Annotated in this window: 14 protein-coding genes and 1 tRNA gene; 9 read left to right on the top strand and 6 right to left on the bottom strand. The window is 60.6% G+C overall.

Translation table 11 applies throughout. The features are described 5' to 3' along the window. Positions 1–314 precede the first annotated feature (314 nt). From NW833_RS05060 to NW833_RS05050, 3 genes are all read left to right on the top strand, one after another. Positions 315–1,010, top strand: a complete 696-nt coding sequence (locus tag NW833_RS05060) for a TPM domain-containing protein (protein ID WP_414395147.1) — start codon at positions 315–317, stop codon at positions 1,008–1,010. Positions 1,011–1,126: 116 nt separating this feature from the next. After that, positions 1,127–1,199 (top strand) — tRNA-Thr (locus tag NW833_RS05055). 163 nt (positions 1,200–1,362) lie between these two features. Next, positions 1,363–2,958 (top strand): DUF6930 domain-containing protein, encoded by a 1,596-nt coding sequence (locus NW833_RS05050; protein WP_414411763.1) that lies wholly within the window; start codon positions 1,363–1,365, stop codon positions 2,956–2,958. Between the two features lie 5 nt (positions 2,959–2,963). Here NW833_RS05050 and thiL read toward each other — a convergent pair whose 3' ends face one another. Together thiL and atpC are read right to left on the bottom strand one after the other, a co-directional pair. After that, on the bottom strand, positions 2,964–3,923 hold the full coding sequence (thiL, locus tag NW833_RS05045; RefSeq protein WP_414411833.1) for a thiamine-phosphate kinase: 960 nt from the start codon (positions 3,921–3,923) through the stop codon (positions 2,964–2,966). Between the two features lie 139 nt (positions 3,924–4,062). Next, complete coding sequence (gene atpC, locus NW833_RS05040) at positions 4,063–4,470, bottom strand: ATP synthase F1 subunit epsilon (RefSeq protein ID WP_414411762.1); 408 nt, start codon at positions 4,468–4,470, stop codon at positions 4,063–4,065. 250 nt (positions 4,471–4,720) lie between these two features. Between atpC and NW833_RS05035 the strand changes: the two genes are divergently transcribed. Beyond that, positions 4,721–5,353: a Crp/Fnr family transcriptional regulator gene (locus NW833_RS05035; RefSeq protein WP_414411761.1), complete on the top strand. Its 633-nt coding sequence runs from the start codon at positions 4,721–4,723 to the stop codon at positions 5,351–5,353. A 386-nt stretch (positions 5,354–5,739) separates the two neighbouring features. Here the strand turns inward: NW833_RS05035 and NW833_RS05030 are convergent, their stop codons facing one another. Both NW833_RS05030 and NW833_RS05025 read right to left on the bottom strand, forming a co-directional pair. Continuing rightward, positions 5,740–6,402, bottom strand: coding sequence for a Uma2 family endonuclease (locus NW833_RS05030; protein WP_414411760.1), 663 nt, complete (start codon positions 6,400–6,402; stop codon positions 5,740–5,742). A gap of 94 nt (positions 6,403–6,496) precedes the next feature. Continuing rightward, positions 6,497–7,321: a creatininase family protein gene (locus NW833_RS05025; protein ID WP_414395149.1), complete on the bottom strand. Its 825-nt coding sequence runs from the start codon at positions 7,319–7,321 to the stop codon at positions 6,497–6,499. Between the two features lie 119 nt (positions 7,322–7,440). Between NW833_RS05025 and NW833_RS05020 the strand changes: the two genes are divergently transcribed. Further along, positions 7,441–7,860: a hypothetical protein gene (locus NW833_RS05020; protein ID WP_414411759.1), complete on the top strand. Its 420-nt coding sequence runs from the start codon at positions 7,441–7,443 to the stop codon at positions 7,858–7,860. Between the two features lie 5 nt (positions 7,861–7,865). Here NW833_RS05020 and NW833_RS05015 read toward each other — a convergent pair whose 3' ends face one another. Further along, the gene (locus tag NW833_RS05015) at positions 7,866–9,128 is read right to left on the bottom strand and encodes an aspartate aminotransferase family protein (protein ID WP_414394912.1); all 1,263 of its coding nucleotides are present in this window, start codon (positions 9,126–9,128) and stop codon (positions 7,866–7,868) included. A gap of 96 nt (positions 9,129–9,224) precedes the next feature. Here NW833_RS05015 and cysC point away from each other — a divergent pair, with 96 nt between their 5' ends. The 3 genes from cysC (at position 9,225) to lspA (ending at position 10,692) form a co-directional block, all read left to right on the top strand. Further along, on the top strand, positions 9,225–9,752 hold the full coding sequence (gene cysC, locus NW833_RS05010; protein ID WP_414394914.1) for an adenylyl-sulfate kinase: 528 nt from the start codon (positions 9,225–9,227) through the stop codon (positions 9,750–9,752). 90 nt (positions 9,753–9,842) lie between these two features. Next, positions 9,843–10,067, top strand: coding sequence for a hypothetical protein (locus NW833_RS05005; protein WP_414411758.1), 225 nt, complete (start codon positions 9,843–9,845; stop codon positions 10,065–10,067). Positions 10,068–10,206: 139 nt separating this feature from the next. Next, positions 10,207–10,692, top strand: coding sequence for a signal peptidase II (gene lspA / locus NW833_RS05000; RefSeq protein WP_414411757.1), 486 nt, complete (start codon positions 10,207–10,209; stop codon positions 10,690–10,692). 10 nt (positions 10,693–10,702) lie between these two features. On the opposite strand, the gene NW833_RS04995 is transcribed toward lspA, so the two are convergent. Beyond that, the gene (locus tag NW833_RS04995; protein ID WP_414411756.1) at positions 10,703–11,548 is read right to left on the bottom strand and encodes a carotenoid biosynthesis protein; all 846 of its coding nucleotides are present in this window, start codon (positions 11,546–11,548) and stop codon (positions 10,703–10,705) included. A gap of 328 nt (positions 11,549–11,876) precedes the next feature. Here NW833_RS04995 and NW833_RS04990 point away from each other — a divergent pair, with 328 nt between their 5' ends. Then, complete coding sequence (locus NW833_RS04990) at positions 11,877–12,737, top strand: M23 family metallopeptidase (protein ID WP_414411755.1); 861 nt, start codon at positions 11,877–11,879, stop codon at positions 12,735–12,737. The last annotated feature ends 12 nt before the right edge of the window (positions 12,738–12,749 follow it).

Raw genomic sequence — 12,749 nt, 5'->3', positions numbered from 1 at the left:
GTTGCCACCAGTATGCCCTCTCGATGGGCAATTGACCAGAAAAGACTCTGCTGCCAACCCTTCCCGCAGCTACCTGGAAAACCCAGAAAGAACTCCCTCTGGCCAAATGTTGGCTTCCAGGGCATGATGGATCTGTAAGAACTTGAAACACTTCTTAACATCAGTTTTCAGGATTGGGTCTTTAAAGAGGGAGTAGCATGAGCATCCAGTGGCAAAGGGTACTTGGCTTTGGAGTGAGTCTTTGCCTAGGGCTATGGATTTGGGTGGGCGGGGGATCTCCCCTGGGGGCGCAGCCTGCCCTGCCAGTAGTGCCGATGGAGTTGCCTCAGCCGCCTGTTCCGGTTTTGGACTTGGCGGATCAGTTGAGCAGCAAGGAGGAAGCCGAACTGGCCGAGCACCTGAGCCGGCTGGAGGAAGAAACTGGCTGGAAGCTGCGGGTGTTGACCCAGTTTGACCAAACCCCGGGCCGCCAGGTGAAGGAGTACTGGGGCCTAAACGAGCGCAGCGTTTTGATGGTGGCGGATCCCCGGGGGGGCAACCTGCTGGCCTTCAACGTGGGGGATGCGGTGCGGGAGATCTTGCCGCGCACCTTTTGGATCGAGCTGCAGTCTCGCTTTGGCAACCAGTTCTATGTGCAGGAACATGGCGCCCACCGCGCCATTCTAGAGGCCGTTGAGGTTCTGGATCGCTGTTTTCGCCAAGGCGGTTGCCGGGTAGTGCCTGGGCTGCCGCAGGAGCAGTGGATCCTGACGTTGATTACCTCTATCTTGGGTGGGATTGTCTTTGGGTTTGCCGGCAAACCCCGCCAGGGAGAGGAGGTGTTTAACTGGCGCTGGGCTTTGCTCATCTCTCCCTTGTGGTTCATTTTGTTTGGGGCCTTTGGCCTTGGCCCAGTGGTTGCCCGCACCCGAGATTGGCTGCCAGTGGTGCGCAATATCCTGGGCTTTCTGGCCGGAGCTTTGGCTATTTACCTAGCTCCCATTCCACAGCCAGCAGAGGATCGGCAGTAGCTTCCTTGCCTCTCTCGGCTGTCAGCTCAATCCCCTGCCTGCTGCCCCCTAGCAACAAACTGGCAGGCGGGGACAACTTGCAAGGGAGGTGCTAGTATATAATCCAGGTAGAACGGGCTGATGTAGCTCAGTTGGTAGAGCACTCGACTTGTAATCGAGCGGTCGTCAGTTCGAATCTGACCATCAGCTCTTTACTCGGGTTTGCTTGGCCATTGTCCCTAGCGGGGATTCAGCTTCTCCGGGCTCGGTTAGAGTGGCTGGAGGGGGATCCCCACTCTCAACTTGGCTGAGGAGAGAGGGATCCCTACCCAAGGCATCTGCTAGGCCTTTGGGTGGTTTTTGTGGTCTCGGGATGTCTATGTCGCGTCTGCCAGCCGCTACGGTTCGTCGACTGCAAAAGCTGCCCCAGATTCCTTCCGTGTGGGAAGGGGATCGCCACAGCCTGCCAAGCTCGCCAGTTGCTGGCTCCCAGCCTTCTCCCGGCGAGGGGGAATGCATTCTCTGGGTGGACGGCGTTCAGGGTGTGGTGCGAGCTATGGAGGTGGTGCCTGCTGGCTCTGGCATGGAGCCAATGGTGCGGGCCTTGATCGCGGCCATGGAGCGGCCCAATGCGGGCTTGCCAGCCCGTCCCCAGAAAATCGTCGTGCGCAACCGGGAGGTGCAGTTTTTCCTGCGCGGCATTCTGCACGAGCTGGACATCAAAGTGGAATACCAGCCGGAGCTACCGCTCATCGATGAGATCCTACAAAGCTTTGCCGAGGCTCAGGAGCAGATCCCCCCACCTTTGCCAGAAAACTACGCAGAACTCTTGGCTAGCAAAGCCTTTACCCTCTGGCAGGATGCCCCCTGGGAGTACCTTGAGGATCACCACATTCTAGCCATTGAGCTGCATCAGTGGGACGTCGAAACTCTCTACGTCTCAATCATGGGACGGGCAGGAATGGAGTATGGGGTGATTTTTTACCGCTCCCTGCCCTCCCTCAAACAGTTTCGCCAGCAGGCTAGGCAAGCGGACCCTGCTGAGATGGAGGAAGTCTTCCTGAGGCAGGACTGTCTCTACCTGACTTTTCAACCCCGCCATCCCGAACTGGAAGACTGGCCAAACTTGGACTTGGCAGAGTTGGATCCCGAGGAAATCGAGCCGAACTTCGGCACCATCCACCCGCTGGAGGGCTTGCGCGGTGTTTTACAGGAAGAGGAGGCAGCAACCTTGGCCGTGGCCTTGGAGGCCTTGCATTGCTTCTTGAAGCAGTACCGCCGCAAGCTGGAAAAGGGCTTTCAACCTTGTCAGGGGCAGTATTGCGTTCCCAATCCCCAAGGGGAAGCCCTGTCGGTGCAGGTGCGCACCCTGCCTGAGTTGGCGGCAGAGCTGCTGGCATTAGAGGAAGAGAAACCCACCCAAGCTCTGCTCCGAGAGGATCTGTTGCCTGAGGGAGCGCAGCTTGGCCTGGGACTGCTGCCTTGGGCCACAGTGGAGGTGTTGCGCCGTGCAGGGCAAGTGCATCCTCTCCCTCAGAGCAAACTGGTGCAGAAGGGGGAGGGGCTGCCGGTGGTGATTGTGCGCACCTCTCGCTCTAAGGCCAAGCAACTGATTGAAAACCTGCGCGGCGAGGGGGGCCCCCAAGGGATTTGTTTCAATACGGGAGTGGATCCCTTCGATGGCCATCGCTACGAGCTAGAAATTGTCCAGACGGGTAACCGCGACCTGCACTTGTTTGGCGAATTTCCCAAAGACGATCCCGTGCACTCGAGGGCTCGCAGGCGCTGGGAGCGGCGTTGCCGCGATACGGGGGGCTGCTGTGGTTTGGTCATCGCGATGGGGGCAAATTCCCACCAGCCAGAGCTGCCGGTGCACCATATTTTGGCCCTGTTTGAGATGCAGGCCCTCAGTCCCAAGCGGCTAGGGCTGGGTCCCTTGGTGCGCGTCAGCCGACACTTGCACTTTTGAGCCGCTCAAAAATGCTGGAAGGCCTGCTGGCGGCTGAGGATCTGGCCGTTGTCTAGCCGCACCGTCCCCTGCGGATCCCAGCCAGTGACTTCGCCAATCCAGGCTGCCCCTGGCAGCTTTTCCAAGAGGTACTGGGCTACAGAGGGCTCAGCGCTAAGGAGCAGCTGAAAGTCTTCCCCGCCGTAGAGGGCCCACTCTAGGGCCTGGGCCGGAAAGACCTGCTGCAAAGCCTCTGAAATCGGGATCCGCTCCGCCTCGATCCTCGCTGCCACCCCGCTAGCCTGACACACCTGCACCAGGGCATCGGCCAAGCCGTCGCTAGTGTCCATGCCGGCAAGGCGCATGGGGTCAGGGATCGCTGCCAACAGCGGCAACAGATCCAGCCGCGGTTGTGGGTATTGGTGGGCCCTAATTAACTGCTGCTGGGCTGCCGGGACTATAGATCCCTGCTCAGGGTGAAGCAAGAGCTCCAGGCCAGCCCGCGCATCTCCATGGGGCCCAGTTACGATGAGCCAATCGCCCGGCTGCGCCCGCTTGCGCTCAATGGCCCGCCCTGGCTGCACCGATCCCAGCGCCGTAATGGCCACAAACCGCTGGGGCGAGCGGCACAGATCCCCTCCCACCACTTGGCATCCCCAGGGGGCGCAGCAAGCCTGTATTCCCTGGTAGAGCTCCTCCACCCAGGCCACTGGTGTGGAGGGCGGCAGGCCCAGGCCTACGAGCAACGAGTGGGGACGGGATCCCATCGCCGCCAAGTCCGACAAATTGGCAGTTGCCGCGCGCCAGCCCACGGCATGGGGCGGGGTGGTCAAGTTGCTAAAGTGAACTCCCTCCACCAAGACATCGGTGGTTACCACCAACTGTCCTTCGGGAACAGCCAGCACTGCGGCATCATCTCCTACCACCTGCTCAGGACAGTAGCGTTGCACCACCTGCAGTAGACCTGCCTCGCCAATGGCTGAGATCGGGAGAAGCTGGTGAGAATCCTCGGGAGGATCAGAAAACAGAGGAGGCTTCTGGGGATGCACGTGGGCGGAAGAGTCTTGAGGATCCTACTCTGCTAACCTACGGGTAGCTAGCCTCACCTTAACCAAGAGGTATCCCCTAGCTTTTGGAACCCATTTCGGCAGCTTGGAGTAAAGCCCTGGCCCGTTGCTGATCCAACTGAGCCTGCAGGCGCTCCTGCTTGTCACTGCTAGTGTTCAAAACTTGGTTGGCCTTCTCCAAAAGAGCTTGAGCTGCAGCCTTGTCGACTTGTTCCCCTCGCTCGGCCCGGTTGACTAGAACCGTTACCTCGTTGTTTTCCACTTCTGCAAAGCCACCCATCACGGCAATGGCCGACCACTTGCCACCGGCCTTGACCCGCATCACGCCGTTGCCGATGGCTGTCAACAGGGGAGCGTGATTGGTCAGGATACCCAGCTGGCCTGAGGTGGCAGGGAGGATCACCTCCTCGGCAGGGGCATCCCAAACAATGCGGTCAGGAGTAATCACGCGAACCATCAGCGTCACGGCAAGTCTCCTGAAGCTTGAGCTTGGCTGTTTTTATCCTACCGGATGGCGGTTGCACCCAGCTCTGCCCGTTTCCAAGCCGAGGGCAAGACTTAACCCAAGCATAACCTCCTCTTTACTTCAGCGGGAAAGGCAAGCGATATGGTGTAGTCGAGAACACGGATCCTTGGTTCCCAGACCGACTCTTGTTCTCCCTTAGCAGGGGAAAGGCCGCCCGCTGAACCCAAGTTTGCTCCAGCAGAGCTAGCTCATGATACCTGAAACGCCGCCCAGCCGGTATGTCAAACGGGAGCGTCAGCTCCTAGAAGACCTCTACCGAGGCCGCAGCCTATCTTCCTACAGCCCTCGCCAAATCATTCCTCTGCCGCCCGAAGAGTGGGTGATTGTCTGCCGGGGCGTAGTGCAGTTGAGTACTGTCCATGCCAACGGGAGCGAGGCCATTTTGGGCTTTGCCGTTCCCTCCATGCCGCTGGGATCCCCGCTGGCAAAGTTGGATCCCTACCAAGCTAAGGCGTTGACGGCAGTTGACGTGCTGCGGCTGTCGGCAGCCGAGGTGGAAGCCTCAGAAACCCTGAGCCAGGGGCTGCTCAAGCAGTTGGTGCGGCGACTGCGCCAAACCGAAGCACTGCTGGCTCTGGCCGGGCGGCGGCGAGTGGAGGATCGGCTGCGTCAGTTGCTCTCCCTGTTGGCAGTGGAGTTGGGATCCCCCATTGCGACAGGAGTGCGCCTGCAGGTGCGCCTTACGCACCAAGACTTGGCCAATGCCATCGGCACTACCCGCGTCACCATCACCCGTCTTTTGAACCGTTTCCGCCAGCAGGGCTGGATCACAGTGGACAAAAACCACCATCTCATCATCAAGCTGGCCCAAACGCCGCTCTGAAAGACTCATACAACCTCGGGCAAAAGCGGACTTTTGCTCGCGGTTGATGCTTTCTTCCTACTTCCACGACCCATAGCTAGTAGCAGGTAAGGACTCCGTCCCGCATACGCGAACAACACCTACTACCCCGCCAGAGGGATCTCCACAGGCGTGACTTCCCGTCGAGCTGACGGTAGTTGCTCCTTACCCTTAGAGGGCACACAGGCTAAAGACGGAGCCAACTTTAGCCTAGGTGCCTACCAGAAAAGATGTACTTGCAGACCTACTAGCTCAGCCAATCTACGTCAAGGCAGGAGGTTGGTTATGCCGCAAAGTGGCCGATTGTACGGACTCCGTCCCGCTTACGCGAACGGTGAATCAAGGACTAGAGGAGAGCCCTGATGGCTTTATGCCTGGCATTGGAGCTGTTGGAGAAGCCAGTTGGCGGCCGCCGTGTTGGTTTCGTTGGCCAAGCGTTCCAGAGTCTGCTCAAGCAGGGCTATCGGCAGGCCCGCTAGCACCTGCGACTGGGCAATGGCCCGGTAGCGTCCATCCTCGGCCAGGGCAAAAGCAAAAACACGCCGCCCTTTGACATCGATGACCCAGTACTCAGGAATGCCCAGGCTGGCGTAGAGCTGCTTTTGCTCGTCTAGGTCAAGGCTGAGGGTGGTGTCGGCAATTTCGCCCACCAGGTCGGGAGGCCTTTGGAAACGCAAGTCAATCCGCCGCGGCTCGCCGGCTTGGTATCTGGGGATGTTTTCTCCCTTGTAGAGCACTAGGTCGGGGGCGCAGGCGTGGGTTTCTGGGTACTCAATCAGGCAGCGACCGTAGGACTGCAGCGGCACGTCCGGGTGCAGAAAGGCCCAGGCGAAAAAGATTGCCGTCATCAAATCGCTGACGGAGGCGTGCTCTGGCCCTTCCTTGCCCATGCTGACCCACAACCAGCCCTGGTAAAAAGAAATCTTCTGCCAGTCCAGGGTGGGATGGTTGCAAATGGTCAAGTAGTCCTGCCAGGTGGCGTCGTGCCGCTCGAGGATGGAAGGGGTAGCCGGCTTTGAGGCAAGAACCATTGCTCTTCCCTCAGGGGGTGGGGGAACTTTCCCTCAAGCCTATCACCCGTCCTCGCGAAGAGGCAGGCTAGGGACGGCCAGAAGCCTCAGAAGTCTAGGCCGGCAGCGGGGCTTTGCGCCAAGCCTGGGGCTGTCGGAACTTGTACAGATCCCGGATTAGCTGCACCCAGCCATCGGCCATGGACTCCACCAAAAGTTTGCCTTTCTCGGGCGTGGCAGCGGTGGCATCCCCCAGAACGCCGCTCTGGCTGAGATCGCGAGTTGTCCAAGCAAAAGAGATTCGCCCTTCCAGGCTGAGCAGACTGTCTTCCGGCAAATCTTGGGGGTACTCGCAGACTAGGCGGTCGGTGCGCACCGTCTCGGGCAACAGGTACATCAGCATGCTGGTCTCGCCGTCGCCAGCGTGGATGCCCAATTCCCGTTCTTTTTCTGTCATCAGCTCCTGCCCTTGGTGGGGAACGCGCCAGACGGAGATGGGGAAAAGAAGGAAATCTTCGTACTTCTGGTGTAGGTCGCGGGCCACAATCTGCAGCACCTCAGGTTGGCCGCCGTGGGAGTTAAGGAACACCAGCTTGCGAAATCCAGCCCGGTAGATGCTTTCGGCTACTTCGGTGAGCAAAGCCATCAGGGTCTGGGCCGAGAGGGTGATGGTGCCTGGGAAATGCCAGTGCTCGTTGGCCTTGCCATAGCACTGGGTGGGCAGAACGTAAGCCGGGATCTCCGGCTCCAGTTTTTCCATGGCTCGCCCGATGATTGCCGTGCCGATGCAGGCATCCACCACCAGGGGCAAATGGGGCCCATGCTGCTCGATCGAGGCTACTGGCTGGATGATCACCACATTCTCTTTGTTGGGCATGGCCTGGATCTCTGTCCAGGTCAGGTAGGGGAAAAAGCGGTGGGGCGGGATAAAGGTGTGCATCATGGCGGGATCCGGTTGCAAGGAGTTTATGCCTTGCCTGCAAGGCTAGCACCGTGGGCAGTCTCTTAAGATCAGGTGGTAGTTGGTCTCAAGCTCACCAGGCGGAAGCCAGCCATCCCATGACCCTGTGGCCCTGTCTGCCTGCCCGCTGTGGCTCTGGTGAGGATCCCTCCATTGAGGAACGTCCTCTGCCTGCTGGAAGGGGGGAAGAAGGGAGTGTCCCCACCTTGCCCCGCCCCATCCTAGCCCTGCCAGGGCCGCAGGCCACTCTCTATGGGGAGCTGATTCAGGCTTCTCTCCACCATCTTGAGGCGGGATCTCAAGCCCTGCTCTGGGTGCGACCCCTGCTGCTTAGGGAGGGATCCCAAGTTTGGAAGCTGCGGGCCACGCCGGACTTGCTCTGGCCTGCTGCCGGTTTTGTTCCAGCCTACGCCGAGGAGATCCTGCCCCTGCTGGAGCAGGCTAGAGATCCTGGCCCCCACGAGCCCTCTGCGCGCCAGCGGCTCCAGGGGTTTCTGCGGCAGCTCTGGCAGGGCTAGGCTTTTTAGGAATCGCCAACGGACTGGCCACCAGCCAGCTCCTGCAGAGCCGATTCCAACCGCGCCAGCGCCTCGTCAATTTCCGCAGGAGTGACGATCAAAGGGGGCACAAAGCGCACCACCTGGGATCCTGCTGGCACCAGCAACAGCCCTTGCTCCATGGCAGCCCTGACCACCTCAGCCGCCGGGATCCGCAGCACCAGCCCCTGGATCAGGCCCCAGCCGCGTACCTCTTGAACAAGCTGTGGGAACTGCTCTGCCAAGCAAGACAAACCCTGGCGCAGATAGCTGCCCGTCTGCTGAGCATTCCAAACCAGGCTCTCCGCCATCAGGGTGCGGCAGACCGCTAGGCCAACCGCACAGGCCAAGGGGTTGCCGCCAAAGGTGCTGGCGTGATCCCCTGGCTGGAACACCGCGCAAAAGTCCTTCGCCAACAGGGCACCAATGGGGATCCCGCCGGCCAGGCCTTTGGCCAGAGTAAACACGTCCGGCTCCACCCCCAGGTTGCAGTAGCCCCAGAGCCTGCCGGTGCGGCCCATCCCTACCTGCACCTCGTCCAACATCAGCAGGATGCCCCGCTCGCTGCAAACCCGGCGCAGCCACTGAAAGTAGGCGGGATCCCCAGGGACAACCCCCCCCTCCCCCTGCAGCGGCTCCAGCAGCACGGCACACACCCGTTCGCCCCAGCGCTCCAACACCGCTGCCGTGCCCTCGATATCGTTGTAGGGGACGTAGTCGAAGCCAGGCACGAGCGGCGCAAAGTCTTTTTGGTATTTCGGCTGGCCGGTGGCCGTGAGGGCAGCCAGGGTGCGGCCGTGGAAACTGCCGTGGGCGGTGAGGAGGATGGGATCCTCGATCCCGCGCACCGTGTGGGCATACTTGCGGGCCAACTTGATGGCACCTTCGACGGCTTCTGCCCCCGAGTTACAGAAAAACACCTTGTCAGCACAGGAGTGCTGGGTCAGCCACTGGGCCAGTTGCGCCTGGGGGCGGTTGCAGTAGAGGTTGGAGACATGGTGCAACTGCTGCGCCTGCTGCGTCAGCGCCTGGATCCAGGCAGGATGGGCATGGCCCAGCGTGCAGGTGGCAATGCCTGCCACAAAATCCAGGTACTCCCGCCCCTCTTCGTCCCAAACCCGGCAACCTTCCCCGCGCACTAGGGTCAGGGGATAGCGAGCATAGGTGGACATCACATGCCGCTCAAACAGCTCGGCAGTGGTTGCAGGGCTTGGGAGAGTGTCAGGGGGAGAGAAGCCTGGCGGGGACATGCTCGGCAGGGGAAAAATGGAGACAGCGTCTCGAGTGTATCACTCTGCCCTGGGGATGCTATTCTAGCGAAGCCCGAGGACGAGGAATGCCTACCCATGGGGCGGCGGGGGGTAACAGTCTGGTTTACAGGGCTAAGTGGGGCGGGCAAAACCACCCTTAGCTGCGGCGTGGCCCAACAGTTGCAAGCTCTGGGTTTGCCGGTGGAAGTGCTTGACGGCGACCTAATGCGGCAACACCTCACCAAAGGGCTGGGCTTCAGCAAAGAAGACCGGGACGAGAACGTCCGCCGCATTGGCTTTGTGGCTAAGATGCTGACTCGCCACGGCGTGATCGTGCTGGTCTCGGCCATTTCTCCCTATCGGGCAACGCGGCAGGAGGTGCGGCAGCAGATCGGCAACTTTATCGAAGTCTTTGTGGATGCCCCCCTAGAGGTGTGCGAACAGCGCGATGTCAAGGGTCTCTATCGCCAGGCGCGAGCAGGCCTCATTCGGAACTTTACCGGCATTGACGATCCCTACGAGCCGCCGGAATGCCCAGAGGTGGTCTGCAAAACTGCCGAACAGAGCATCCCCGAATGCATTGAGCTGGTTATGCAAAGTCTCAGAAGCCGTGGCTATCTCTAACGAGGCTCAGAGAGCACCGGGCCTGGCCGGCTGGGGATCCCTTGTGGGAAGATGTGAACGAGTATTTCTTTTCTGAGAGTCAAGGTAGCCATGGCAGTAACTCGTGCTGGACAAACCTTTGTGATGCGGGGCAGCAGCGAGGGAAACCCCGCCAAGTTCCTGGAGATGGCCAGCTCTCTGCTCAACCTCCGCACCCGCCAGGGCAGTGGCAAGAAGGTTCAAGATCGCGCCTCCTACGGCAAGGCGGGTAGCCCCCGGGAGTTTCTGCAGATGGCTAGCGAACTACGCCGATCTCTAGAGCAACGGGGGCGGTAGCCATTGGGATCCCTGTCCGGCTGGCCCAGCCAGGCGCTTTTGTTTTCGCCGCTTGGATCTCCCAGCAGGCTCTGCACCTCTTCAGCCGAGGGGAAAGGTACCTATCTGGGCCAGCAAACCGCCGGGGAGCGCAAGCAGCATGAAGAACAAAGGCTTTTGGCTGGTCGGGATCCTGGGGACGACCTTGGATCAGCTGAGCAAGCGCTGGGCGGTGGAGCGGCTGCTGCCGGGCCCGGAGATCCAGCTATGGCCAGGGGTGTTCCACCTCACCTACGTGGAAAACACCGGTGCTGCCTGGAGTCTGTTTGCCGATTCGGCGGAGTTTCTCAAGTGGGTCTCGCTAGGGGTGGCAATAGCCCTGGCGCTCCTGGCCCTGCGCAGCAGCAGCCTCAACCTTTGGGAGCAGGTGGGCTATGGCCTCATCTGGGCGGGAGCGGTGGGGAACGGCGTCGACCGCTTTCTCAACGGCTACGTGGTGGATTTTTTCAATTTCGTCTGGATTGGCTTCCCCGTGTTTAACGTGGCCGATGTGGCCATCAACCTGGGGGTGGTCTGCCTGGTGATTGGCCTGTGGCAGGGCAGCCCGAAGAAGACGGTGCCGGGATCCCTGCGAAAATTCGACTAAGCTGCCTACTTCACCCCCGCCCACCGGCAATCCTCCCGCTTGCTCCCTCGGAAGGAGAGGGAAGAGCTGGCGGCGCGCTCCACCACAACCCCAGGGCTGGCCCCAGTCCCAGGAGCAGGCCCAACCCTGCCGGCGCGACAATGCCAGATCCCAGGCTTACCAGTAGGGCAAAGGCAAAATTGGCCCCATAGAGCAGCAGCGGCCCCAGCAACTGGCGGCGGTTAAGGACAGGCTGATCTTTCCCCCAGAGGAGGTTGGCCACGGTCATAAAGGCAGTCCCTGTCAGCATCCAGCCGCCGAAGTTTTGCAGCGGCATGCCAAAGAACGGCCCTGGCTGAAACCAGGTCCAGAAGGGGATCAGGCCGCGGGTCATGGCCGGATCCAGCACAAAGTCCCAGGCAGTGAGCAAGAGCGCTCCCAACAGAATGGCTTCAAAGTGGATCAGCCAGTGGCGCCCCGCTTGCAGAGCCACCCGCGCCAACAGGTAGGCCGATAACCCCACATAGAACCAGGACAGAGGGATTGTAAAGGGAACCAAGCCGGCAATCTTGTAGCCCAAGCCGCTGAGGTAGCCGTAGTCACCAAAGGGGATCCCAGTGCTGGTGCCCAGCAGCTCGCTGGCTAGGGAGATGCCCACCGCTGGGATCAAGAACATCAGCAGGCGTCGCACCCCCAGGAGGCGGGATCCCATTAGAACTGCCGCCAGCGCCCCAGACACCATGTAGGCAACGCCGCCGTTGCCCATGCTCCAAGAGAAGGCCTGGAGGCCAATGGGAGGCAAACTGGCCACCCACTCGGGATGCGGTACTACCCAAAGTAGGCCCACTAGGCCGAAGAGCAAGGAGAGAATGTGCAAGCCTAGCGCCGAAGCTTCCAACCACTGCCAGATTGACCCAGACCAAAGGAGAACACCTCGCCTGTTAGAAAACTGGAAAGGCAAGCTAACCAGAACACCAGAGGATAACAGCCAACGCATGAGAAGCTCCCGCGGGGTGGTTGGTCAGAGCCACTGCGCTTTCCCACAGCTTGGGCAGGGGCTGAGGAGAAAAGCGGGTGGCAAAAAGGAAAGTGGCACCCGAGCCAAACCGCCTAGTCTGCTCAAGGTATGCCTACTGATACTTTGCTGCCTATTGTATCAATTCGTAAACATTCTGCCTGGCTTTCCCCAGAGGCCCCCTTCCTCCGTGTCCCAGGAAGTCCTGAGGGGAGTCTACGCCCAGTTGAGCCGGGCTGTGGAGCGCCGGGACTGGGCTCAGGCCCTGCGCTTGGTGGATCTTTTGCGGCAGCAGTTGCAGGATCCCGCTCAGCTTCAGAAGCTGGAAGGCTACCGGCGGCAACTAGAGAGCTATCGTCAAGTCCAAGGGGACCCGCCGCCGCCCCAGTGGCCGCTTTTGCACAAACCCTTTATCGGTGACTTCCCGGTCACCAACCTCTTCGACCACGACCTGCCTTTGGGGAAGGAAGACGGCAATGGCCGGTTTGTCAGCGGCCAGGGCCAGGTTTGGACTCCCAGTCCCCAGCACCCCTGTGGCAAAAGCGATGGCCACGCCGGCTACGACTGGGCCATGCCGGTAGGCACCCCCATCCTGGCCGCCGCCCCTGGACGAGTTACTGTAGCGCGCCCGGAACCAGAGTTTTTCTGCCCCAGCCTGAGCCGTCCAGTCAGAGGGCTGCGGGTGCGCATCCTGCACGAAGGGGAATCCCCGGGCGGGATCCGCCTAGAAACCCTCTACGCCCACCTCAGCCAAATCCGGGTACACGAGGGGCAGAGGGTGGCAGCTGGGGAGGTGATTGGCCTGTCAGGGGAAAGCGGCTGTGCCAGCGGGCCCCATCTCCACTTTGAGGTGCGCCGCTTTGACCAAACCAATTCCGGCCAGCCCGCCCCTGTCGATCCCTACGGCTGGTTTGGGGCTGACCTGGATCCCTGGAGCATCCATCCCCTGGGAGCAGAGAGCCTGTTTCTTTGGCAGGTGGGCCAAGCCCCCAGCCTAGGGGCCTGTTGGCGGGCTCAACAGCTTCCTGGTCATAGACACCTGCGGCCCTAGAGCGGTTTAAAA

The organism is Synechococcus sp. O70.1 (assembly GCF_047462215.1).
GTDB lineage: Bacteria > Cyanobacteriota > Cyanobacteriia > Thermostichales > Thermostichaceae > Thermostichus.
This window is presented reverse-complemented; position numbering and strand designations above follow the sequence as displayed.